Source organism: Allorhizobium sp. Av2 (assembly GCF_021462805.2).
Classification (GTDB): Bacteria; Pseudomonadota; Alphaproteobacteria; order Rhizobiales; family Rhizobiaceae; genus Allorhizobium; species Allorhizobium vitis_G.
Map to the genome: position 1 here is coordinate 859809 of NZ_CP192697.1, position 24916 is coordinate 884724.

Genomic DNA, 24916 nt, shown 5'->3' on the forward strand with positions numbered 1-24916 from the left:
AATAACCGCGGAAGCCATCTGCGGGAAGGCGCAGGCTGGAGCAAGGCGTGCCGGTGTTTTGTTGCACGGTTGCGAGAGAGGCGTCCATATCTATGTCTCCGTTTGCGTCGTGGCCAAACCCGCACGGACATGGATCATGTCCGCTATAAAATAATGCCACTTGCAGCAAGACGAATGAGTGCATCCCGAATTCACATGTATCGGGAAATTTAATTTCTAAAAATTTTCTTCTGAATTTCGCAGCCTGTCATTCGTCATCAAGCCAATAGATTTACCGGAAGATGTTTCGAAAAATGAGCAATAAAAAATCTCTTATTTTCTAATGTTGTTTTGAAAATAGATAAGAAAATTATTGAAGTAGAAAATTATAAATAAAAATTCAGATGAAAACTGAAAAAGCACGAGGCTCTGGAAGCAATGACAATTCATGATCGGGCAACGACGGCCGCATCAATCGCCAAAACCGGATTCAATGAGGGGCATGCATGGCCCTTATCATCGCAGCAATCGCGGATCTGGCTTTTATCGCAGGCGGGGCATGAGGCGGTCTATGGGCGCCAGTCAATCGGCTTTCGCTTCGCGCCTGTTGGGGGTGATCGAATACGCGCTATAGTTGATTTTCTGACGCGTCGTCATCCCTTGCTGACCCGTCGCTTTGAAGTGCGGGCGGGCGGGACCGTTTATCAGTCGCTGGGCCAAAATGCCGTGCCAGTTGTTGAGCGTGAGCTTGCAAAGGGTGAGGAGTTGGAGACTGTATTAAGGGAGGTTTCCGCCGCCTATTCCGACAGAGTGCTTGATCTGGAAACGGATGCCGCCGCTCAATTTACGCTGTTTACGGCAGGCGGACGGTTGGTTAGTGCTCTGTTGTCATTGCATCCTCTGATTGGTGACCGGGCGGCCCTCGACCGGTTGGCCGTCGATTTCCTCTATGGGCTTGATCGACAGGTTGATTTAGGGCGTCAAGATGCGGGTTTGTTTGATGTCGGGCAGTGGCTGACTGAACGTGCCACAATCGCCCAGACATCAGATGCCGACACCGATTTCTGGTTTGAGCGCTTGGCTGCGCAGGAGACGGTGGCGATGCTGCCATCCCAGGCTCCAGTGGCAGGCGTGACAAGTTCTGATCAGCAGGCATGGCGCGAAAAACTCGTCGAGGTTGGGTGCTCTGCCTCTACTTCCGTGGCGGATGTGACACATGACAGCCTTGCGGCGCTCGCCATTGTACTGCGTCGCTATAGCGGCTGCGGTGCCCAGCGGATCGGGCTGGTAACGCGGCAAGCCGATTGCCCGGTTGCGACCCGCACAGAAGATCTGTTGCTCGTCACCAGCGAGATCGACGGTCGGTTGGCTCTCAGTGCAGTGCGCGAGCGGCTGGTCGAGGGTGTTGCCACCGCGCTGTCCCACCATTTGCCGTTCGAAGCGCTGACGAATGCCCTGGCACGGCGTGATGATGGATTCGAGGCGGCCAGCCTGATTGCAACGGTGCTGGATGTGCGGCCCGCCCTGCAACTGGAGGCCCAGGTTCTGGCCGGTCAACCGGTCACGGTTTTGGTAGAGCCGCCTGCGCGGCGCGATGCTGGCCTGGTGGTCACCGTTTCCGGCCTGGGTACGGAGAGATTGGCGATCCGGCTGGGCTACGATCCGAAAAGCCATAGTGATGCAATGATCGAGCGGTTCGCCCGCGATCTTAGCCTAGCGTTCGAGGCCCTGCGGGGTCAGCCGGAACAGTTGGTCAGCGCGATTGTTTTCATGTCGGCTGAAGAACTGGACCAGCTGTCAGCGCCCTATCCCGATCAGCCTGAGATCGATGACGGCACGCCGATCCATCAGGTGATTTCGGCGCAAGCGCAGCGCAGGCCTGAAGCTTTCGCGGTGGCCCAGGGCGATACGTCGATTACCCATGGCGCGCTGGAGGCCGCCGCCAACCGGCTCGCCCATCGGCTGGTCGCCATGGGGATTGGCCCGGAAGACCGGGTCGCCGTGGCGCTGAACAAATCCATTGACGCGATTATCGCCATTCTGGCGGTGTTGAAGGCCGGTGGCGCTTTTACCCCGGTCGAGCCGGATCATCCCGAGGCCCGCAACCGCCATATCCTGAGCGCGCCGGGGCTGGCGCTGGTGATCTCGCGTAGCCGGTACATCACCGATCTGCCGCGTGATATCGGCACGCCGATCCTCAATCTCGACAAGCTCGATCTATCCTCGGAAAGCACCGAGCCGCCGGTCATCGCCATTGCGCCAGCCCAGCTTGCTTATGTGATTTATACGTCCGGCTCCACCGGCATCCCGAAGGGTGTTGCCGTTGAGCATGGTCCGTTGGCGCATCATTGCAAGGCGACGCTGCGCATCTATGAAATGGATGAGAATTCCTGCGAATATCCGGTCCTGCCCTTCACCTCGGATGGTGGCCATGAGCGCTGGATGGTGCCGTTGATGGCGGGCGGCGGCGTGGTGCTGACGGCGGATAAGCTGGCAACGCCGGAAGATGCTTTCGCGCTGATGCGCAGGCACGGCGTCAACAATGCCAGCCTGCCGACCAGCTATGTCAGGGGCCTTGCTGAATATGCGGCGGAAAAGGGCGGGATACCGCAGTTGCGGCTCTATTCCTTTGGCGGCGAAGCGCTATCTCAGGCGGTTTTCGATCTGCTGACTGATAATCTCAAGGCGCAGATGTTGATCAACGGCTATGGGCCAACCGAAACCATCATGACGCCGATGGTGTGGAAAATTCCGGCGGGAACCCGGTTTGAGGGAACGGTCGCACCGATTGGCCGGGGTGTCGGCGACCGCCGCATCTATGTGCTGGATAGCGATCTGGTGCCAGTGCCGGTCGGGGTGATCGGCGAGATCCATATCGGCGGCAGCGGCATTGCCCGCGGCTATCTCGGCCAACCGGAGCTGACGGCGGAGCGTTTCATCGATGATCCGTTTTCCACCCATGGCGGGCGGATGTACAAGTCTGGAGATCTGGGCCGCTGGCGCGAAGACGGCACGGTGGAATTTGCCGGTCGTGTCGATCACCAGATCAAATTGCGTGGCTATCGCATCGAGCCGGGCGAAATCGAGGCGGTGCTGCGCGCTGATCCGAACGTGTCGGAGGCCGTGGTGCTGCTGCATCAGGATAGCGGACGCAGCGCGTTGATTGCCTATGTGGTGGCCCGGGAAGATGAGGACGTGAACGTCAACGATCTACGCCGCGCCGCTGTCACCGCCCTGCCGGATTACATGGTGCCGCAGCATATCATGGTGCTTGACGCTCTGCCGATGGGACCAAACAGCAAGCTTGACCGGAGCGCTTTGCCGTTGCCGAAGCTGCAACGTGATATCGTTCCACCTGCCAACGACAAGGAAGAGGCCATTCTGGAGGTCTGGAAACAGATCCTCGATATCTCTGAGCTCAGCGTGACCGAAAACTTCTTCGATGTCGGCGGCCAGTCATTGGCGGCGGTGCGGATCGTCTCGCGGCTGAAAATGCAGCATCCGAAATGGCCGCTGACTATTGCCGATATGTTCAACTATCCAACGGTGCGGGATCTGGCGCTGGCGATGGACGAAAACCGGCAGGAGGACAAGGTCGGGGCGATCTATCTGCGCCGCGACGGCGACCGTCCGATGCTCTATTGCTTCCCGGGTCTTCTGGTCAGCACCCGTGAATATATGCGATTGGTGGATTATCTCGGGCCAAACCAACCGGCCACCGGCTTTGTCTGCTATTCGCTGACCGAAACCCCGGCGCTCAGCACCAGGGTCGAGGATATTACCGCCCGCTATGCCGAAGCGGTGCGCAGCCAGGCCAAGGGGCGGCCTTGCGCCTTTCTTGGCTGGTCCTGGGGTGGGCTTCTTGCCTATGAGGCAGCGCAGCAGCTTGGAAATGATGTCGATCTTCGGATGATCGGCATGGTCGATGTCTGCGATATGGGCGATGAATTTGCCATTGGCGTCTGTCCGCATTTCGAGCCGGGCGTGCGTGAGCGTACCCATGACGCCGTGCAACGCTGGCTGAAAGTGGCACCAATGCGCGAGGCTTGGCTGACGCTGATGGCGGCGATGGATGCGGAGGTTTACGAGCAATTCCTGCATCATATCGTCAAGCATAACGTGCCGCTGCCTGTCGATGGGCCGGATATCGGCTCAGAAGAGCATATTTTCTGGGTTCTGCTCGATAACGCGATGATTTTCCGCAATTATCAGCTGAAAGCCTCGGAGTTCCGCATCCATGCATTTTCCGCTGAAGATTCGGTAACGCGGGGCCTCAGCGTCATCGACTGGCGACGCTATTCGCCTAATGCGACGGCTTGCGAATTGGTGACTGGCACCAACCATCTGTCGATTATCGGCAAGTCCCGTTTCCATCAGCGCTTTGCCCAGCGGCTCGATCTGGCCATCCAGGGCAAACCGTAATCCGGCTCTTTATTTTCCTCCCTTTCGTTTTCAAACTCAGTCTGGAGTGCAATCATGACATCCCACGTGCTCGATCTGGCGGGAGCCGGAATTGGTCCGTTCAACCTCAGCCTTGCCGCGCAGCTGGACTCGATCCCAGCGGTCACGGCGCAATTTTTTGACAGCCGTCCGGCGTTTTCCTGGCATCCGGGCATGATGCTGCCGGGCGCCGATATGCAGACCTCCTTCCTGAAAGATCTTGTGACAGGAACCAATCCGACCAGCCCCTGGAGTTTCCTGTCCTACCTGGTGCGCCACAAGCGCTTCTACCAGTTTTTGAATGCCGAATATGAGGCGGTGCCGCGAAAGGAGTTTGCCGATTATCTTGGCTGGGTAGCCCGTGGCCTGCCATCGCTGTCCTTTGGTCAAACGGTGCGCCAGGTCGATGCGGCGGATCGGCTGTTGTCCATTGATGTGGATGGCACCCGTGTTCTGGCCCGCACCATGGCGGTTGGCATCGGCAAGAAACCATCCCTGCCGGATTGGGCCGAAGGCCTGCCGAAATCGATGATCTTCCATAGCAGCGACGCGACCGAGCGGCTCGACGGCATCAAGGCGCGCAGGGTGGCGGTGATCGGTGGCGGCCAAAGTGGTGCGGAGATCGTCGATGCGCTGCTTGACTTGAAAAGCGTGGCATCGATCCACTGGATCAGCCGCAGGGCGAATTTCGAGCCGCTCGACGCAACACCCTTCACCAATGAACTGTTTACCCCGGCCTATATGGATCGTTTCCATGGTCTGGCTGAGGACCTGCGTATCGCCCATACCCGCCGCCAGCTTCTGGCCAGTGACGGTGTTTCGCCTTCGACCCTGAAGAAGCTTTATCGGCGGCTGTATGAGCGGCAACTGGAAACGGCTGGCATGGATGACGGCATGATGTTGCGTCCGCACCGCGATGTGATCGCTGCGAAGCGCAGTGGAACCGTGATCGAGCTCACCATGCGCAACGGCTTTGACGATGCAGTTGAGACGGTTGAGGTCGATATGATTGTCGCTGCCACCGGCTACCGCTTCGAATTGCCGGAATTCCTGCGCTCGTTCGAAGACCGGATCGAGCACAACAGCCTTGGGGAGCCTGTGCTCAATCGTGATTTTTCCCTTCTCTGGGACGGGCCGGAGGAAAACCGGATTTTCGTGCTGAATGCCGGACGTCATAGTCATGGCATTGCCGAACCGCAGCTCAGTCTGGCGGCCTGGAGAAGTGCTGTTATCGTCAATGCCATGCTTGGCTATGACTATTTCGATTTGGTGCTGCCGCAACCTATGGTGCAATGGGAAAGCCAGGGCAGGGCGAACGAAATGTCTTCTCGTCTGGGAGAGGCTGCCGAATAAAGCATCACACCGAAAGGTGGAAGCCGGGTTTCTGACCACAGGATGTGAAAACAACACCCTATGGCATTGTGCCATTCAAATGTTCAGCGCGACGATATGGGTCACTGCCTATGCCTGCCGCCGCACCACAAGTGATAGCGGCGGGCGGGCGTGGGTTGCATTGATGCAAATGCGTGTTTTGGGCATCCCACGCCTTTGCATTTCGCATATTGTATATTCAATAAATATTGAAAATCAGTAGGTTGATATTGATTGTCAGAAATGAAAAAGTCTCTCGATTTTATCTTGACTAATTAAATCATGTTTTCTAGTGTGCCCCGGAAATAAAGGGGGGAATTCCACGGTTTCAATCTGGGATTTCAAGGCGAGCCCGACATGATAGCCAATATTTCGCAATCGATATGTGACGAACAGATAAAAACTGCCCTGATGAACAAATCGAAACTCCTGGGGGCCGCGCGGCGGATTACCGGTTGTGCTTCTTTGGCGGAAGACATCGTTCAGGAGGTTCTTTTGCAACTTGTCGCAAAGCCATTGCCGCCGGATATTGCGGTTCCAGCGTCTTATATGATGCGGATGGTGCGCAATCTCGCCACCGACCATATGCGTCGGCTGCGTTATGAGCGAGGCCTGTTTGCCGTTGAGGATGAGGGTGACAACACTTCCGATTACGGCAGTCCTGAAGAGCATTTGCGCGAGGTGGAAGCCTATCAGGCCTTCTGCTGCACTATGGAGGCTATGCCAGCGCGGACTCGCAAATTCTACGAGGACCATTTTTTCGAAGGTGTGCCGCAAAATATTATCGCCAGGCAGGCAGGTGTCTCCTGCGCCTTGGTCTGCGGGTTGCTGCGTGATGCCCATGCGCAATGCCTGGCTGCCATCTGCCCGGATGGGGTGAAATGCCGAGCCTCGAGCCGCAAAGGTAAACGCGATGCGTTGCCGACGCCCCCTCTCAGCGAGGAGGTGCATCCGCTCTACTGCAATCGTTCGGCGGCTTGACGCCTGATGACATCGACCGGGTTTGCGGTCTTGCCGTTGCGGATTTCTGAAATGCGGGTGGTTTTTCTAGGCCGGCATTTTCTACGTGAAACCGCAATGGCGCACCACGTTTTACGACAAAAATAATTGAAAAGATGAGTGATTATTGTGCTTGTTATTATCGAATTGACCGCCAACAAGGGCGAAATCTGCCGCGACGTCATGTCGGAACTGTCCGACTGGTTTACGGAACCCGCCGTGATTGATGCCTGCGCCGCAGCGGCCGAGACCTTGCCGATGTTCGGCTGCCTTGACGGGAACATTGTCGCCGGATTTGTCATGCTGAAACCGCATCTGCCCGATGCCGTGGAGATCATGGTAATCGGCACCCGCCGGGTCTATCATCGCCAGGGCGCAGGCAGGCTTCTTTTGTCAGCGGCGGAGGATTTTGCCCGCAAGGCCGGTTGCCGACTGGTGACCGTGAAGACCCTGGCGCCGCGCGGCAAACAGGAACCGCAATACGATGCCACGCGCGCCTTCTATGACCGAAATGGATTTATTCGTGCCGAAGTGTTTCCCACTTTGTGGCACGAGGATCATCCGTGTCTGATGCTTGTGAAGCCTTTGGCGGACGGGGATTAATCATCCCCAGCCGATGGGAATGTCCTGAAGTCGCCTTTCCCGGACAAACTCTAGCGACGGCCATCGGGCAGGGGGCAGAGGTCGCCACATCCGGAAACGCCCGGCAGGTTATAGCGCAGGCAGCAGACCTTGCGCTGGAAGTGATCCATGCCGCATTGGCGGCGCGTCAGTTTGATCATGCCAAACAGCGGATTGCGGCTGCCATCCGGCCAATGCTGGCTTGAGATGATCTCAATCGCCTCTTCCATCAGGTGAGGGCCGGCCTGGTTGCCGATTTCCTTGATGATCCAGTTGAGATAGACGGCGACATTGTTCCACATCAGCTTCGGCGCAACGCCGCAATGCCCGGCGATGAGGGTAATCACTGGCGCGGCATGATCGCGCAGGATGGCGTGGAGATCGGCCAGCGCCGGCGCATGGTCCGCGGGGCGGCCTGGACCTGACAGCAGAAATGCTCTTGGTTCGGCTGTCTGTGGATCGCAGACCAGCGACATCTGGGTGATCCCGAGTGACAATTGTCGCCGATGCACCAGACGATGGACCGTGGGCGCAATGGTCAGGACGCTGAAATAATAGAGCGTCCACATCGAGATTACCGCGCGCTTATCGGCACCGGGAAACTTGCAAGTGTAGCGGGCTATGATATCGGCAAAGACATCCGGGTCGGCAAGCGAGGTGCAAGGGATAATCTCGGCATCGTCAGGCGCCTCCAGCAGCAGTTTGCCGCGGCAAAAGGCAAAGCGGTCATCGCCCGGCATGTCGGGCGACCAGTCATCGTCGATGGTGGGCAGAACGCCACGCACCGACGGCCTGGACATCTGGATCGTTGATCCCATGGTTTTTTCCGCCGCTTGATCGATTGCTTGCTGCAACAAACCGCAGATTAGAACGCGGATTTTCAGGCGTCAAGAAAACATGATAATAATAATCATATTTATCATCGAGCAAGGCGTTTTATGCGATTGCCTGCGCCGCCGTGCCTTTTGCCCGCATCCGGCGGCGATATTGGACCGGTTTTTCCATGAACCGGCGCTGGAATGCCTCGTAAAACGTCGAGAGTGAGCCGAAACCGGATTCGTAGGCAACTTCGGTAATTGGCATGTCGGAGGAAATCAGCAGCGATTGGGCAGTGTCCAGCCGGTGGCGGATGATCGCCTGGTTGATGGTGGTGCCAACGGCACGCTTGAACAGGCTCATGGCATAGTTGGGATGCAGGCCGGCGGCGCGGCCGACATCCTCGGCAGAAATCGTGTCGGGGGCGTGTTCGCCGATGAAGCGCAGCATTTTTTCCACATGCAGCATCCAGCCCGCATCACGTTGGCCAAGGCTTGCCAGCGCCGATCCCTGCTCACGCAGGTCGCGCCAGCCATCCCGCTCGATACGCATCAGGCGAGCTGTCAGTTCGGAGCGGACGATCTCGATATCGCCTTCATCGCCGCCCAGCAATTCGTCGCGCCAGCGCAGAAAGATTTCACGGTCCCAGGCCCGCAGATGCAAAGCCTCGATGACGGCGCCGCGAAACACCGAATCGCGAAACTGGCTGAGGCTGGCCAATCCCAGAAACACCGACATCGGCACATAAAGACAGATGAAGCGAGTGCCTTCCCGCCGGTCGATGACCTGATGGGGGATCATCCCCCAGAACAGGCAGAGCCTGCCTTCCGAAATCGTCAGCTCCCGTCCGTCGAACCAATAGGTCATCGCGCCTTCCAGCACGAAGTTCAGCTCGATCTGGCTGTGCATATGCGGCCCGGCCATCTTCTGGACGTCCATCAATTCCCCGGCGCAGAAGCTGTTATCGCCGAATACAACCAAGGGGTGGGCGGGATCGCGCTCGGGGTGTACAGGTGTTGCACCAAGTCTGTTGATCAAGGGAGGACGTCGAGCCATTTCACACCGAAAATCTTAGGATACCGGAATTCTAAGCCTGAATTTCGGAGGTAGATTGCGGCTTTCTGGCGCACGGTCAAGGCGCATTTGCAGGAGGCGGACGCAAAGAAGCTGAAAGTTGCAGAGAGGGCAGGTTGTCTTGGGACCGTTTGGCTAAGGCAAGACATCATGCTGGAGATATAAAATGTGACAGCGACCTTGAATGCCTTCTGGAGGCGACAAGGTTACTGTCATACCGCAGACAATGATTCCGGGGAGGAATGTGATGATTTGTTTTAAAATGATGCCAAGCTTGGCGCTTGGCTACGCATTGACCATGTCAACGGCCTTTGCTGGTCAGATTGTGCTCAATTCCGATCAGTCGGACCCGACGCCGAAAAAGGCGATGGAAGAGCTGCTGAAGGATTTCCAGGCCGCCAATCCTGATGTGACGGTCAAGTGGAACAATTTCGACCACGAGGGCTATAAATCCGCGATCCGCAACTTTCTGACAGCTGATGCGCCGGATGTTGTGTCCTGGTATTCTGGCAACCGCATGGCACCCTTCGTCAAGGCTGGCCTGTTCGAGGATGTCAGCGATATCTGGGCCAAGGACGATCTCAACAATCAGTTGAAATCCGCCACCAAGTCGATGGAAATCGATGGCAAGAAATGGGGCATTCCCTATTCCACCTATCAATGGGGTATTTATTACCGCAAGGATATCTTCGCCGCACAAGGCATCACGCCGCCCAAGACCTGGCCCGAGTTGCTGGCGGCCTGCGACAAGCTGAAAAAGGCCGGCATTACGCCCTTTACCATCGGTACCAAGGCGTTGTGGCCGACGGCAGGCTGGTTCGACTATCTCGACCTGCGCGTCAACGGCTATGAATTCCACATGGACCTGACTGCCGGAAAGGTGCCTTACACCGATCCGCGCGTCAAAGCCGTGTTTGCGAAATGGGATGAACTGATCAAGCCCGGCTATTTCATCGCCAACCATGCAGCACTTGATTGGCAGGATGCCATGCCGCAATTCGTGCAGGGCAAGGCGGCGATGTATCTAATGGGTAACTTTGCCGTTGCGCCGATGAAAGATGGCGGGTTGAAGGAAGAGCAGATCGGCTTCCTGCAATTCCCGGAAATCACCCCCGGCCTGCCGCGGGCAGAAGATGCGCCGACCGAATCCTTCCACATCCCCTCGGGCGCCAAGAACAAGACGGATGCGCGCAAGTTCCTGGCTTATCTCGCAAAGCCGGAAACGCAGACCAAGATGAACGCCACTCTTGGCCAGCTGCCGATCAACAACAAGTCGGAAAAATCCAGCGATCCGTTCCTGAGCGCCGGTTTCGACATGCTGTCGAGCGCTTATGCGCTGGCGCAATTCTATGACCGTGACGCGCCCGCCGACATGGCCAAGGCCGGTATGGAAGGCTTCCAGGAATTCATGGTCAAGCCTGACAAGGTCGATGCCATCCTGGCCCGCCTCGATAAGGTCCGCGCCCGCGTTTATAAATAAGCGGCTCTCTCGACGGACGGATGTTGCCAAGGCGGCATCCGTCCGGTTTTTCAGTCACAGAACGGCTAGGATGCTCCGGCATCCTTGAGCCCTTGCATTAACGGAGGTGCTGCCGTGAGCACTGCTGCTCCTGTTTCATCCGGATTTTGGAAACGTCACCAGCAACGCATTGCCCCCTGGCTGTTTTTAGCGCCCGGACTGGTGATGTTCGTCGTCTATGTCGTATTGCCGATTTTCCAGTCTGTCTGGATCAGCTTTCACGATTGGGACGGTATCGGTGAAAAAGTCTGGATCGGGCTTGGAAACTATCAGGAATTGCTCGGCGACGAGGCCTTTTATACCTCGCTGCAAAACAACCTGATCTGGCTGGTGCTCTACCTTCTGGCCATTCCCGGCGGATTGGCCGTGGCACTGTTTCTCAACCAGACGGTCACGGGCATCCGGCTATACAAGTCGTTGTTTTTCTTCCCCTTCGTCATCAGCCAAGTCGTGGTCGGCCTGATGTTCACCTGGTTCTATGCGCCGAATTTCGGGCTGTTTTCCGTGCTGATCAAGCATCTGACCGGGCTGGATTTCGCGGTTCTGGCCGATGAGCGGTTCGTCACTTATGGCATTATCGTCGCTGGCCTTTGGCCGCAGACCGCCTATTGCATGATCCTGTATCTGACCGGTCTCAACAACATCAATCCAGAGCAGGTGGAAGCCGCCCGCATGGATGGCGCCAAGGGCTGGTCGTTGCTCAAGAACATTATCCTGCCGCAGCTGGCGCCCGCCACCTTCATCGCCATGGTGGTGACGGTGATTGGCGCGCTGCGCTCCTTCGACCTCGTGTCGATCATGACGGCTGGCGGCCCCTACGGCTCCAGCCGGGTGCTGTCCTATTATATGTATGAGGAGGCGCTGTCGGAATACGGGTTCCGCATGGGCTATGGCGCGGCCATCGCCGTCGTCCTGTTCCTGATCATGATGGTGTTCATCACGCTGTTCGTCGTGCGGATGATCGGCCAGGAAAGGAATAGCTGATGTTTCCGACCCCGATCCAGAAGGCCTCGCCGATTGTCCGGTTCGGCTATAATCTCGTTCTGCCTGTCGCGCTGGTTCTCTGGCTGTTGCCCTTGCTGGGCGTGGCGCTGACCTCGGTGCGTCCTCCGGGCGATCTGGCCGCTGGCAATTATTTCGGCATTCCCTCCGGCTTTGCCGGCGTCGAAAACTATTCCGCGGTGTTTCAGAATTCGCCGCTGGGCTGGTACATTCTCAATTCCTTCAAGATCACTATTCCAACCGTGATCGGTGCTGTTGCGCTGTCCTGCCTGACCGGGTTCGCGTTGGCGACCTATAAGTTCAAGGGCAATATCGTTCTGTTCTGCCTGTTCGTTGCCGGTAATTTCATTCCCTTCCAGATCCTCATGGTGCCGGTGCGCGACATGACGCTGAAAATGGGGCTGTATGATACAGTCACCGGCCTGGTGCTGTTTCACGTCGCCTTCCAGACCGGCTTTTGCACGCTGTTCATGCGCAACTTCATCAAGGGCCTGCCGTTTGCGCTGATCGAATCGGCGCGGGTCGAGGGCGTGTCGGAATGGCGGATCTTTCGCTATATCGTGCTGCCGTTGATGCGGCCCGCCATTGCGGCGCTGTCCGTGCTGGTCTTCACCTTTGTCTGGAACGACTATTTCTGGGCCACGGTTCTGGTGCAGAGCCAGGCCGCCATGCCTGTCACGGCGGGGCTTTATTCGCTGAACGGCCAATGGGTCGCCGCCTGGAACCTGGTTTCCGCCGGATCGATCGTCGCGGCTTTGCCACCGGTCGCCATGTTTTTCCTGATGCAGCGGCATTTCATCGCCGGGCTGACACTTGGAGCAACCAAGGGATGAATGATATTGTAAAGATTGGCGTGAACGGGCTTGTTTTGAGCCTGCGGATGCCGGAAATCGGCATGCCTGAAATTATCGGCTTTGGCCAGACATCCGTTTCCGGCTCGGCTTTGTCCGAGGTCGAGCGCTCCAGCCGCATCAACGGCATGGATGATGCGGTGCCTTCCGCGGTGCTGTTGCCGGTGGGCGGCATGGGGTTTTTCGGCTGGCCTGCCATTTCCGGTCATCGATCCGGTCGTGATTTCATCCTGCAATTTGCCGATTGGACGGTGGAAAAGACTGGGCGGATCACGCTGCTTTGCGCTCAGGATGCTGTGGCGGGCATGGCGATCACGCTACGTTTCGAAACCTTCCCGTCGGGCGTGATCGGTGTCGCCACCGACATCAAGAATATCGGCAGTGAGGATTACATCCTGGATCGCTGCATGGCGGCGAGCTTTCCGGCAGAAGCCGGGCAGGTCGATGTGGTCAGCTTTACCGGCATGTGGGGCCGTGAATTCCAGACCCGGCGCGAGAGGTTGGGAACGGGCCTTTGGGCGCAGGAAAGCCGCCGGGGCCGTACCTCCCATGACCGCTTTCCGATGCTGACAATCGAAGGCGAGGGGCAAAGCTTCGGCGTGGCGCTGGGTTGGAGCGGCAACCACCAGATCGTCATCGACCGGCTGGACGATGGTCGCCGCCTTGTGCATCTCGGCGAAGTCTTCGAGCCTGGCGAAACGATCCTTGCGCCGGGCGAGAGCTATCGCAGCCCGGTTGCCTATGCCGGTGCGGATCGGGCGGCGTTCCATGCTTTTGTCCGCGATGATCTCATGCATTGGCCTGATGGTGCGATGTCGCCGCGTCCGGTGACCTTGAATACCTGGGAGGGCAATTATTTCGACCACCAGATGGGTTCGCTCAAGGCGCAGGCGACATCCGCTGCCGAGCTTGGCATCGAGCGTTTCGTGCTGGATGACGGCTGGTTTGGCAAGCGTGACGATGACACGACCAGTCTTGGCGATTGGGACATCGACGCCCGCAAATATCCTGAGGGTCTGTTGCCGCTGGTCGATCACGTCACCGGTCTTGGCATGCAGTTCGGCATCTGGTTCGAGCCGGAAATGGTCAACCCGGTCTCCACCCTCTATGAGCTGCATCCCGACTGGGTCTTGCAGGTCAAGGGCCGCCCTTTGCTGACATCCCGTAACCAACTGGTGCTGGACCTGACACGGCCAGAGGTGAGCGATTATCTGTTTGAGAAGATCGACGCGGTGCTGGCCGATCATGCTGTGTCCTATGTCAAATGGGACATGAACCGCGACCTGACCCATGCAGGTGGGCGCGATGGGCGGGCGAAAATTTCCACCCAGACCCGCGCCGTCTACGCGCTGATGGACCGGGTGCGGGCTGCTCATCCAGCGGTGGAGATTGAAAGCTGTGCGTCTGGCGGTGGCCGGATTGATTACGGTGCGCTTGCCCGCACCCACCGGGTCTGGACTTCCGATTGCACCGATGCGCTGGAGCGGCTTGAAATCCAGCGCGGTGCCTCGGTTTTCGTGCCACCGGAAGTGCTTGGCAGCCATGTTTCGGCCTCGCCAAACCACCAGACAGAGCGTCGTCATACGCTGTCCTTCCGGGCGCTGGTGGCAATGGCCTATCACCTTGGCGTCGAGTTGAACCCGCTGGAACTGGAAGGCGAGGAACGCGCTGAGCTGAAAACCTGGATTGCCATCCACAAGCGGTTGCGGCCCCTGCTGCATGCGCCAGGCGCCAATTTCTCCAAGGAGCCGCGTGACGGACGGTATGTCTGGGGTGCGGCGGACAGCAAGCGCATTGCGGTTTTCGTCGCCCAAGGGCCACAGATGGTGGGAGAGCAGCCGGAGCCGCTGACCCTGCCTGATGGCGTGACCCGCATTGGCGGACGCTGGAAAATTGCGGCCACGCATCCGGCCTCACCGAATTTCATTCGTATATCCGAAGGGCAGAAGCGCCTGTTGGCTGGCAAGGTCACGTTTGACCTTGCAGATCTCAAGCTTGGCGGTTTGCCGCTGCCAATGCTGAGGCCGGAAAGCGCAATCCTGCTGGAACTGGAACCTGTCGAGGGAGGAGACCACCATGGCTGATGTAAGCCTGCGGGGCGTCAAGAAACAATTCGGCGCGCTGAGCGTCATCAAGGGCGTCGATCTCGACGTCAAGGACGGCGAATTCTGCGTGTTCGTCGGCCCGTCCGGCTGCGGCAAGTCCACCCTGTTGCGGATGATCGCTGGCTTGGAGGATATCACCTCCGGTGGGCTGACGATTGGCGGCAAGGACATGACCCGGATCGGTCCCTCCGAGCGCGGTGTTGCCATGGTTTTCCAATCCTATGCGCTCTACCCGCATATGACGGTGCGTGACAATATCGGCTTTGGCCTGAAGATGACCGGCCATCCCAAGCCGATGATTGAGGCACGGACCAAAAAGGCAGCCGAGCTGCTGCAACTGGATGCGCTGATGGAGCGCAAGCCGGGTCAACTATCCGGTGGCCAGCGCCAGCGTGTCGCCATTGGCCGCGCCATCGTGCGTGAACCGGAAGTCTTCCTGTTCGATGAGCCGCTGTCCAATCTGGATGCCGCCCTTCGGGTGCAGATGCGCACGGAGCTGTCCAAGCTGCATCAAGACCTCAAGGCAACGATGATCTACGTGACCCATGATCAGGTGGAAGCCATGACCATGGCCGACAAGATCGTCGTGCTATCGGCTGGCCTGATCGAGCAGGTCGGCACGCCGCTGGAGCTTTATCACCGCCCCAATAACCTGTTTGTCGCAGGCTTTATCGGCTCGCCGAAAATGAATGTCCTGCCCGTGACCGTCGCGCCTGCGGACGGCGGCAAAGTGGTGGTGACGCTGGCCGATGGCGCGGCAATCACGCTTGATGCGCAGGGCAAGGCAATCAGCCCGGGCAAGATGACGCTCGGCATTCGCCCGGAACATATCGATGCGACGGGCAAGGGGGACCTCGTTTTGTCGCGGCCGGTGCGGTTGGCCGAATATCTCGGCTCCGAAACCCTGTTTTTCGTCACTCTGGCCGATGGCACCGAACTATCCGTCAAGGCGGACGGCTTGGCGACGGCCAAGCCGGGCGAAACCCTGTCTATCGGCATTCCCGCCGCCGCTTGTCATTTGTTTGACGAGGCAGGCAAGGCTGTGATCAACGGGGACCTGACACGATAATGCTGGGCGTTTGCTATTATCCTGAACATTGGCCGGAGAGCCAATGGCAAATCGATGCGCAAAACATGCGCAAGCTTGGCATTTCCTATGTGCGCATCGGCGAATTCGCCTGGTCGCGGCTGGAGGCGAGGCGGGGCCAGTTCACGTTCGAATGGCTGGACCGGGCCATCGATATTCTGCATGCGGCGGGCCTGAAGGTGGTGCTTGGCACGCCGACCGCCACCCCGCCGAAATGGTTGATGGACGAGCATCCCGACATTGCGCCCTATGATGCCGACGGGACTGTGCGCGGCTTCGGCTCGCGCCGCCATTACAGTTTTTCCAGCGAAATCTGGTGGGCCGAGAGCGCTCGAATCGTTGAAGTCATCGCCAAGCGCTACGGCACCCATCCGGGCATAGCCGGCTGGCAGACCGATAACGAATATGGTTGCCATGACACCACGGTGTCCTGGGGTCCTGAAGACCTGAAGGCCTTCCGCCGCTGGCTGCGGATGCGGTATCAGACCACTGACCAACTCAATGAAGCCTGGGGATCGGTGTTCTGGTCGATGGAGTTCAACAGTTTCGATGAAGTCGAACTGCCCACCCGCACCGTGACCGAGCCGAACCCGGCGCAGCGGTTGGATTTCTGGCGCTTCTCCTCCGATCAGGTGGCTGCCTATGATAAAATGCAGGTGGACATCATCCGCAAGCATTCACCGGGCCGCTGGATCACCCATAATTTCATGGGCTTCATCAATGATTTCGATCATTTTCAGGTTGGCGACAATCTCGACCTCGCCAGTTGGGACAGCTACCCGATCGGCTTCATCGAAAAATTCCCGTTTACCGAAGACGAGCGCAATCGTTGGGCGGAAACCTCCCATCCGGACATCGCGCCCTTCCACCATGATCTCTATCGCGGTGTTGGCCGTGGCCGGTTCTGGGTGATGGAGCAGCAGCCCGGCCCGGTCAATTGGGCACCGTGGAACCCGGTTCCCAAGCCCGGCATGGTTAGGCTGTGGACCTGGGAAGCACTGGCGCATGGGGCAGAAGTGGTCAGCTATTTCCGCTGGCGCCAGGCACCGTTTGCGCAGGAGCAGATGCATGCTGGCCTCAACCTGCCGGGGCTTGATGAATGGTCGGTCGGTGGGCTGGAAGCCCATGCTGTGGCTGGCGAACTGGCAGCGCTTGGCGATTTGCCAGAGAGTGTTCAGGCACCTGTGGCCCTGGTCTATGACTATGCCAGCTATTGGGCGACGACGATCCAGCCGCAGGGCCGGGATTTCCGCTACGAGGAATTGGCGTTCCGCTGGTACGAAGCAGCCCGCCGCCTGGGGCTCGATGTGGATTTTGTACGTCCCGGTGCCGATCTGTCCGGTTATAAATTGGTGCTCGTTCCCTGCCTGATGCAGGCCAATGAGACGGCGCTCGCGGCCTTTAAAAGCACCGATGCCGTCGTGTTGTACGGCCCGCGCACCGGTTCACGCGACGAGAAATTCCGTATTCCGGAAAACTTGCCGCCCGGTCCGCTGGCTCCTTTGACCGGAACGCGCCAAACCCAGGTCGCCTCGCTGCGTCCCGGTCTTGGTGATAGCGTTTCAGGCACGGTTTCGGGCCGGGCCATCCGCTGGCGGGAATATCTGGAGACCACGGCAACCGTCGTCGCCACATTCGAAAACGGCGACCCGGCCCTGACGAGCCAGAACGGCCACCACTATCTGGCCTGCTGGCCAGACGAGGCTTTGCTCTCCTCGACGCTGGCGGTGCTGGCAGAAAATTCTGGTCTCGAAACCCTTGTTTTGCCGGAGCATATCCGCATCCGCCGCCGTGGCCACCTGACCTTTGCTTTCAATTACGGGGCTGTGGACTGGACCATTCCGGCATCGGGTGCCTTCCTATTGGGTGGCCCTGTGCTTAAGCCGCAACAATTGGCGGTTTGGGCCTGATTGTCAGAGCTTGATTGCTGATATTGTCGTGACAATGCGTCTCCTTCGCAAGGAGGCGCATAGTGCCATGCTTGGGCTTGTTTGGCACGTTGACACCTCGGAAGAGGGCTGAGCAGAATGGAGCAGACAGCGGCAACGGTTTCAGTAATTTACGTTCCTATTATTGAAACTCCCGCGCCATCCCTAAAAGATCGTCCCACAGGCTCTCGGCAAAGCCGCGCAGCACCAGAAGCTCAAATTGATCCTCATCCGTACGGCAAAGATTGACGGCGATGTGACCGATCAGGGTTGTTGTCGCCGCACCGATTGCGAAGTAATCGGGGTGAAGATCAAGGGCCGTACCTTTGGCCAAAACGTGGCGTACGGGTGCGCCGCTGATGCGGATCAGCACCCGACCATGACTTTGATCGACAACAAAGACGCTTGCATCAAAGGCTGGAGTTTGATCCGCTCCTGCTGAGCCAGTTGCAAACCATTGGCCGGGACCAGCACTGCGGAGATCAAAGCCCACTGGCGGGGCGGGTGCAGTATCGCCCGGCTTGCCAAGCAAATGCAGCACGATTGCCTCATGCAGGCTCTCCAGAGTCAAAGCACCAAACTTTGCAATACCTTTATCTGCAAGCGATGCCCGGCGAAGAAGCGGAAGTTCAGGAAGAGCGGTTTCAGGCATGGAGCTTCTCATTGTTCGGATCAACAAAAACCGGGCTGACCAGCTTGGCAGGCGTAAATTCGTTGCGAAGACCATTCCACACCAGCACCTCCTCACCATGGCGCGCGGCACCACCCTTCACCAACGCAAGGCCAATGGTGGAGCCGATGTGCGGCGAAAAGCAGGATGACGTGACATAGCCCTGATCGTTCTCGAGTGTTGGATCGGCATCCTTGTTCAGAATATGCGCGCCCGTTTTGAAGCTTGTTTTAGCATCCAGTGGCACAACGCCGACCAGTTGTGGGCGATCCGAGGCCGTCAGGCCTTCGCGGTTCAGCATATGCTTGCCTATAAAGTCGGGCTTGGTGGCGCTAACCATTTTGCCAAAGCCGAGATCGGCTGGCACTACAGTGCCATTGATTTCATTGTGAGTGACGTGGCCCTTTTCTATACGCAGCACCGATAGCGCCTCAATGCCGTAAGGCTGAATTCCATGGTCTTTGCCCGCCTCCATCACCGCATCCGCGACGCTTTCACCAAAATCGGCAGGCACCGCCAATTCGAATGCCAGTTCACCGGAAAATGAGATGCGGAAGAGGCGCCCCTTCAACCGACCACCCAAGAGGGACACATCCTTGGCGGCGAGATAGGGGAAAGCTTCATTGGAAATGTCTTCATCAACCAGCCTTTGCAAAATGGCGCGGGATTTTGGCCCAGCCACCGCCATTTGCGCCCATTGATCGGTCACAGACGCAAGCCGCACATCCAGCTCCGGCCAATGCACCTGCGCACAAAATTCCAGATGGTTCATCACGCCCGCCGCATAGGCTGTGGTGGTGGTCATGAAGTAGCGGTTTTCGTCCATGCGGCTGGTGGTGCCGTCGTCATAGATAAAGCCATCTTCGCGCAGCATCAGCCCATATCGGGCCTTGCCCACGGGCAGTTTCAAAAAGGCGTTGCAGTAAACACGGTTCAAAAACTCCGCCGCATCCGGCCCGCAAATCTCGATTTTGCCGAGCATGGAGACATCGCAAATTCCGGCATTGGTTCGGACGTTTTTGACCTCTCGGTCCACGCTTTGGCGCCAGCTGTTTTCCCCGGATTGAGGGAACCATGCGGAGCGATACCATAGCCCGGTTTCCACAAAAGTAGCGCCGTTCTTCGCCGCCCAATCGTGCAAGGGTGATTTGCGCACCGGCTGAAAATGCTTGCCATGCGATGTGCCTGCCAGCGCCCCGAACGACACCGGAGTATAAAAGGGTCGGAATGTTGTGGTACCAACATCGGCGGGTGATACGCGCCGGGCCTCGGCCAGCAGCCCGATGGCATTGACGTTGGACAGCTTGCCCTGATCCGTCGCCATGCCATTGGTGGTGTAGCGCTTGGCAAGCTCCACATGACCATAGCCTTCCTGCACGGCAAGGCCGAGATCCTTAGTGTGTACATCGTTTTGAAAATCCACGAAAGCCTTGGTCTTGATGCCGGGAATGGACCAGACCGGCTTGGCTGGCATCGGGGGATAGTGTTCCTCGACGGATGGAATGGCTGCATTTGCCGCAACGTATCCGTTATCCTCTCCCCCTTGTGGGGAGAGGTCCCCCGAGCGTAGCGGACGGGGGGTGAGGGGTTTCGCGCCAAAGCCCAAGACATCCAAAAGAGCCGCCATTTTGGCCTGCGCATCCGCCATGCAAGCAGCAATCCCAAAGACACCAGACGCCGAACCCGCCAAAACCAGATTGTTCAAGCTCTCTGGAGCCAAAAAGGCCGAATGCTCATCTGACCAACGCGGCTTTCCACCCCGGTGGCATGCAAGGTGAATGATCGGCGAGAAGCCACCGGACATAGCCAGACTGTCCACCTCAAGCCGCTCCAACTGGCCTTCGCGCCACAGATCAAGCCCCTCAACGGCTTTACCGCCATGGACATTGCTGACCAAGCCACCGCGCACCAATCGCGCCTTGCCCTGATAAGCAATCGTCGCATCACGTCGGCTATCAATCAGTGCTGAAACATGAACGCCTGCGGCTTCAAGGTCTGCCGCCAGTGCGTAACCGCTATCATTGGTGGTGAAGATGGCCGTCTTTTTGCCCGGCGCGACAGCATAATGGTTCAGGTAACGGCGCATTGCTCCGGCCATCATCACACCGGGAATATCATTGCCGCCAAACACCAGTGGTCGCTCTTCGGCACCCGTGGCCAAAATGGCTTTCTTCGCAGCAATGCGCCAAAGCCGTTCCACCGGGCGGTTGGCGGCAGGGAGAGCGAGGTGCTTTTGCACCCGCTCAACGGCACCGAAGACATTGCCATCGTACCAGCCAAACGCTGTGGTGCGGGCAAGGATTTGCACATTGGGCAGGGCTTCCAGCTCTGCCTGTGTGGTGGCGACCAATTCCGAGGCAGCAACACCATTGATCAAAGCTGTCTCGGCCAGCAGCCCGCCGCCCATCTCCGCCTGCTCATCCAGCAGAATAACCCGCGCACCCGCACGGCCAGCGGCCAGAGCCGCCATCAAACCGCTTGCGCCTGCGCCAATTACCAACAGGTCACAATGCGCCCAGCATTTCTCATAGGCGTCTGGATCGGCTTCATAGCTTGCCTTGCCGAGGCCGGCAGCCTTACGGATTACCGGCTCATAGAGCTTTTCCCAAAACTTGGCAGGCCACATGAAGGTTTTGTAGTAAAAACCAGCACTCAAAAACGGCGATAGCAGGCTGTTGATCGCACCGACGTCATGCTCAAGGCTTGGCCAGCGATTTTGGCTGTTGGCTTCCAGCCTGGCATAAAGCTCCTGCATGGTGGCACGGGTGTTGGGTTCTGTGCGTCCGCCGCGACCAATCGTCATCAAAGCGTTAGGCTCGGCTGCACCGGCCGTGAGAATGCCACGCGGACGGTGATATTTGAAGCTGCGGCCCACCAATTGCTGGCCATTGGCCAACAGCGCAGACGCCAGCGTATCGCCCGCAAAGCCGCTCATGGCTTTGCCGTCAAAGGTGAAGGGAAGCGCGGTTTTCCGATCCACCAGACCGCCGCTTTTCAGACGATAGGATGTCATGCGCTCACCCCTTTGCGTGTTGATGCATCGAAGCTTGCGGAAATTTCGTGGGTGGCTGTGTTGCGGCACACAACAATCCAGCGGCGGCAACCGGATGTGTGGTGCCAATATTCCTCATAGGCTCCACGGGGATTCTCGCGCAGGTAGACGTAATCATGCCAGACATCAGGCCCGGCATCGGGCGCTGGACGTGAAAGGGCTGCACCCTTGATGGTGTATTCTTCTTTGGGTCTTGGCCCGCAATAGGGGCAGGGAATGAGGCTCGCCATAATCAGAATCCTTAGAGTTTGTCAGGGAAACGTGGTCACCGGTTTTCCCGAAAAGACAAACGACAACAAAAGAATCTAGAATCTGTCAGGTTCAATCTGAACCTGACAGATTCTAGTGAAGGTTCGGCTGGGCACCCTGGCCCTTTTCATCGATGATGTGGCCGCGTGCAAACCGATCCAGCCGGAAGGCGCGGGCAGTTTCATGGCTTTCGCCCTTGGCGATCAGATGGGCAAAGCAATAGCCAGAGGCAGGCGTGGCTTTGAAGCCGCCATAGCACCAGCCGGAATTGAGATAGAGATTGTCCAGATGCACCTTGTCGATGATTGGCGAGCCATCCATGCTCATATCCATCACGCCACCCCAGCTGCGCAGCACACGGATGCGCGACAATGACGGAATCATCGCTTTGCCCGCTTCGGCCACATGCTCGACGGTGGCTAAGTTGCCGCGCTGGGCATAGGAATTGTAGCCATCAATATCGCCGCCAAACACCAGGCCGCCTTTATCCGATTGGGAGACGTAGAAATGGCCCGCGCCAAAGGTGACAACGCAATCGATAAAGGGCTTTAGTCCCTCCGAGACAAAGGCTTGCAGCACATGGCTTTCCATCGGCAATTTCAGCCCCGCCATCTCAGCCACGCGGGATGAATTGCCCGCAGCCGCCAGCGCCAGCTTGCCGCAGCCGATAAAGCCACGGGTGGTTTCCACGCCCACCGCTTTGCCGTTCTCGCGGCGAATGCCGGTGACCTCGCAGTTTTGAATGATGTCCACACCATGGCTATCCGCACCCCGGGCGTAGCCCCAAGCCACCGCGTCATGCCGCACCGTGCCGCCACGTCGCTGCATCAAGCCTCCCTGAATGGGGAAGCGAGCATTGTCGTAATCCAGAAACGGCAGCATGGCTTTAATGGCGTCGCGGTCCAACAATTCGGCATCCACCCCATGCAGACGCATGGCATTGCCGCGCCGTGTATAGGCATCGCGCTGGGCATCAGAATGGTAGAGATTGACCACGCCGCGCTGCGAGACCATGGCATTGAAATTGAAATCCTGCTCCAGCCCTTCCCACAGTTTCATGGAGAATTCATAGAACGGATTGTTGCCCGGCAGCAGATAATTGGAGCGGATGATGGTGGTGTTGCGCCCAACATTGCCAGAGCCGATATAGCCTTTTTCCACCACGGCAATGTTTTTGATGCCGAAGGTTTTGGAGAGGTAATAGGCCGTGGCCAGACCATGGCCGCCGCCGCCAACAATCACCACATCATAATGCGGCTTTGGCTCTGGCTGTCGCCAATGGGCGGCCCAGTTTTTATTGCCGCGAAGACCGTTCAGAAAAATCGACAAAGCCGAATAGCGCATGATGCCCGCTCGTTTCAGGATTTGGTGGACGGGGGATGGTTGGTGACCACCGCACATTGGTGAGAAGACTAGATGTTTCCCTCCAATTCAAATTGCACAAAAAAGACATTTCACGATATAAAAAGGACATGACCGAAAACTCCACCACCCAGACTTATGGCTTCATCCTCACGTCCAATTTTGCGCTGATGTCCTTCTCATCGGCCACCGAGCCGCTGCGCGCCGCCAATCTGCTGGCGCAAACACAGCTTTATGAAATCAGGCCGCTCTCCATGCGGGGCGAGGCTGTGCGCTGTTCGGCGGGCTTTGATATTCCGTGCGGAGATTTGGCCTTGGAAGGTGCGAACTGTCACACATTATTTGTGGTCGCGGGCGGCAATCCGATAGACTGGATTCATACCAGTGACATGCACGCAACTTTGCGCAAACTCTCCCGCCAAGGGGTGCGCATTGGCGGCATTTCCAGCGGGGCTTATGTGCTAGCACAAGCGGGTCTGTTGCAGGAGCGGGATTTTACCATTCACTGGGAACACGCCCCTGCCCTTCGGGAAGCCTTTCCCGACCTTGCCCCACGACAGGCCCGTTATGTGCTGGATGGTGATCGGCTAACGTGCGGCGGTGGCGTTGCCCCGATGGATATGATGCACGCCCTGATTGGCGAACGGATGGGACTGGAATTTGCCCGCCGGGTCAGCGATTGGTATCTGCACACCGCCGTAACGGACGCGAGCGCCCCGCAACGTGGCTCATCGGTGGAGCGTTTTGGCACCCACCATCCGGCCCTTGTGACGGCTTTGGAAAAAATGGAAGCGACGCTGGAAAACCCGCTGAATCGGCAAGCGATTGCGCGGCTGGTGGGCATCACACCCCGGCATCTGGATCGGTTGTTCGCCAATCATATGCAGGCGAGTTTTCATGACACTTACCGCCGTATGCGGCTTTCCCATGCCCGCAAATTGCTGGAGCAAAGCCCACTGTCGCTGTCGGAAATTACCTTTGCCACAGGCTTTTCCAGCGCCTCGCATTTTTCACGCTCGTTCAAACAGCAGTTTGGCATTCAGCCAAAATCGGTTAGATCGTAAGATCACGAACTGTTGTAGGCACGGAGTAAGGGGCAGGCATGGCCAAGAGTGAGACAAAGGCAGCGAAGGCGGCCAAGGCAATATTGGCGCAAGACCCCCATGCTGTGCGCGAACCACGGGCCAACAATCTGGAAATGGCCATTGGCCATGAAGTGCGCACTTTTCGAAAAAAACTCGGCATCACGGTTGCCGATCTGGCAACGGCCACGGGCATGTCGGTTGGCATGTTGTCGAAGATTGAAAATGGCAATATTTCCGCCTCACTCTCGACGCTGCAATCGCTCTCCAAGGCGCTCGGCGTGCCGATGACTGCCTTCTTCAAAGGCTATGAGGAGCCGCGCAGCGCAAGCTTTGTCAAGGCAGGTGAAGGCGTGCATCTGGAGCGGCGCGGCACGCGCGCGGGCCACCATTACAGCTTGCTGGGTCATATTGAAAACAACACCTCCGGCGTGGTGGTGGAGCCATATCTGATCACGCTCAACACCGAATCCGATGTATTTCCCACCTTCCAGCACGAGGGCATGGAGTTTCTCTACATGCTGGAGGGCGAGGTGGTCTATCGCCATGGTGAGAGCCTCTACCGGATGCAGCCGGGCGATAGCCTGTTTTTTGATGCCGACGCCCCGCATGGCCCCGAAGAACTGGTGACACTGCCTGCCCGTTACCTCTCCATCATTTCATACCCGCATCAAAAATAATTGCCTTAAAGGAAAATTTTATTCTTTAT

General features: G+C 57.9%; 18 protein-coding genes. 12 read left to right on the forward strand and 6 right to left on the reverse strand.

Going from position 1 to position 24916, the window contains the following annotated elements; all coding sequences use genetic code 11:
• The first annotated feature begins 417 nt into the window (after positions 1-417).
• From FS819_RS21630 to FS819_RS21645, 4 genes are all read left to right on the forward strand, one after another.
• Positions 418-4401, forward strand: coding sequence for a non-ribosomal peptide synthetase (locus FS819_RS21630; RefSeq protein WP_156550371.1), 3984 nt, complete (start codon positions 418-420; stop codon positions 4399-4401).
• Positions 4402-4455: 54 nt separating this feature from the next.
• Positions 4456-5772 (forward strand): lysine N(6)-hydroxylase/L-ornithine N(5)-oxygenase family protein, encoded by a 1317-nt coding sequence (locus FS819_RS21635; RefSeq protein ID WP_156550370.1) that lies wholly within the window; start codon positions 4456-4458, stop codon positions 5770-5772.
• Positions 5773-6201: 429 nt separating this feature from the next.
• On the forward strand, positions 6202-6771 hold the full coding sequence (locus FS819_RS21640; RefSeq protein ID WP_234624845.1) for a sigma-70 family RNA polymerase sigma factor: 570 nt from the start codon (positions 6202-6204) through the stop codon (positions 6769-6771).
• Positions 6772-6972: 201 nt separating this feature from the next.
• A complete protein-coding gene (locus tag FS819_RS21645) occupies positions 6973-7392 on the forward strand; it encodes a GNAT family N-acetyltransferase (protein ID WP_156550444.1) in 420 nt (139 codons plus the stop codon).
• Positions 7393-7442: 50 nt separating this feature from the next.
• Here the strand turns inward: FS819_RS21645 and fhuF are convergent, their stop codons facing one another.
• Positions 7443-8228, reverse strand: coding sequence for a siderophore-iron reductase FhuF (gene fhuF / locus FS819_RS21650; RefSeq protein WP_156550368.1), 786 nt, complete (start codon positions 8226-8228; stop codon positions 7443-7445).
• A 118-nt stretch (positions 8229-8346) separates the two neighbouring features.
• Complete coding sequence (locus tag FS819_RS21655) at positions 8347-9282, reverse strand: helix-turn-helix domain-containing protein (protein ID WP_156550367.1); 936 nt, start codon at positions 9280-9282, stop codon at positions 8347-8349.
• Between the two features lie 265 nt (positions 9283-9547).
• On the opposite strand from FS819_RS21655, the gene FS819_RS21660 reads away from it, so the two are divergent.
• The 6 genes from FS819_RS21660 (at position 9548) to FS819_RS21685 (ending at position 17774) form a co-directional block, all read left to right on the forward strand.
• Complete coding sequence (locus FS819_RS21660; RefSeq protein WP_156550366.1) at positions 9548-10780, forward strand: ABC transporter substrate-binding protein; 1233 nt, start codon at positions 9548-9550, stop codon at positions 10778-10780.
• A 114-nt stretch (positions 10781-10894) separates the two neighbouring features.
• A complete protein-coding gene (locus tag FS819_RS21665) occupies positions 10895-11803 on the forward strand; it encodes a carbohydrate ABC transporter permease (RefSeq protein ID WP_234624844.1) in 909 nt (302 codons plus the stop codon).
• The gene (locus FS819_RS21670) at positions 11803-12654 is read left to right on the forward strand and encodes a carbohydrate ABC transporter permease (RefSeq protein ID WP_156550364.1); all 852 of its coding nucleotides are present in this window, start codon (positions 11803-11805) and stop codon (positions 12652-12654) included. Before FS819_RS21665 ends, FS819_RS21670 begins: the two co-directional genes overlap by 1 nt.
• On the forward strand, positions 12651-14756 hold the full coding sequence (locus FS819_RS21675) for an alpha-galactosidase (RefSeq protein ID WP_156550363.1): 2106 nt from the start codon (positions 12651-12653) through the stop codon (positions 14754-14756). Before FS819_RS21670 ends, FS819_RS21675 begins: the two co-directional genes overlap by 4 nt.
• On the forward strand, positions 14749-15846 hold the full coding sequence (locus tag FS819_RS21680; RefSeq protein WP_012654057.1) for an ABC transporter ATP-binding protein: 1098 nt from the start codon (positions 14749-14751) through the stop codon (positions 15844-15846). The genes FS819_RS21675 and FS819_RS21680 overlap by 8 nt, the downstream gene beginning before the upstream one ends.
• Positions 15846-17774: a beta-galactosidase gene (locus FS819_RS21685; protein WP_156550362.1), complete on the forward strand. Its 1929-nt coding sequence runs from the start codon at positions 15846-15848 to the stop codon at positions 17772-17774. The genes FS819_RS21680 and FS819_RS21685 overlap by 1 nt, the downstream gene beginning before the upstream one ends.
• Positions 17775-17934: 160 nt before the next feature.
• Here the strand turns inward: FS819_RS21685 and FS819_RS21690 are convergent, their stop codons facing one another.
• The 4 genes from FS819_RS21690 to FS819_RS21705 form a co-directional block, all read right to left on the reverse strand.
• Positions 17935-18444, reverse strand: coding sequence for a sarcosine oxidase subunit gamma (locus FS819_RS21690; protein WP_234624843.1), 510 nt, complete (start codon positions 18442-18444; stop codon positions 17935-17937).
• On the reverse strand, positions 18437-21475 hold the full coding sequence (locus tag FS819_RS21695) for a sarcosine oxidase subunit alpha (RefSeq protein ID WP_156550361.1): 3039 nt from the start codon (positions 21473-21475) through the stop codon (positions 18437-18439). Before FS819_RS21695 ends, FS819_RS21690 begins: the two co-directional genes overlap by 8 nt.
• Positions 21472-21744, reverse strand: a complete 273-nt coding sequence (locus tag FS819_RS21700; RefSeq protein WP_156550360.1) for a sarcosine oxidase subunit delta — start codon at positions 21742-21744, stop codon at positions 21472-21474. Before FS819_RS21700 ends, FS819_RS21695 begins: the two co-directional genes overlap by 4 nt.
• Positions 21745-21856: 112 nt before the next feature.
• Entirely contained in the window at positions 21857-23107 is a 1251-nt protein-coding gene (locus FS819_RS21705; RefSeq protein ID WP_156550359.1) for a sarcosine oxidase subunit beta family protein, read from the reverse strand.
• Between the two features lie 128 nt (positions 23108-23235).
• On the opposite strand from FS819_RS21705, the gene FS819_RS21710 reads away from it, so the two are divergent.
• Together FS819_RS21710 and FS819_RS21715 are read left to right on the forward strand one after the other, a co-directional pair.
• Complete coding sequence (locus tag FS819_RS21710) at positions 23236-24189, forward strand: GlxA family transcriptional regulator (protein WP_156550358.1); 954 nt, start codon at positions 23236-23238, stop codon at positions 24187-24189.
• 38 nt (positions 24190-24227) lie between these two features.
• Positions 24228-24887 (forward strand): helix-turn-helix domain-containing protein, encoded by a 660-nt coding sequence (locus FS819_RS21715; protein ID WP_156539742.1) that lies wholly within the window; start codon positions 24228-24230, stop codon positions 24885-24887.
• The last annotated feature ends 29 nt before the right edge of the window (positions 24888-24916 follow it).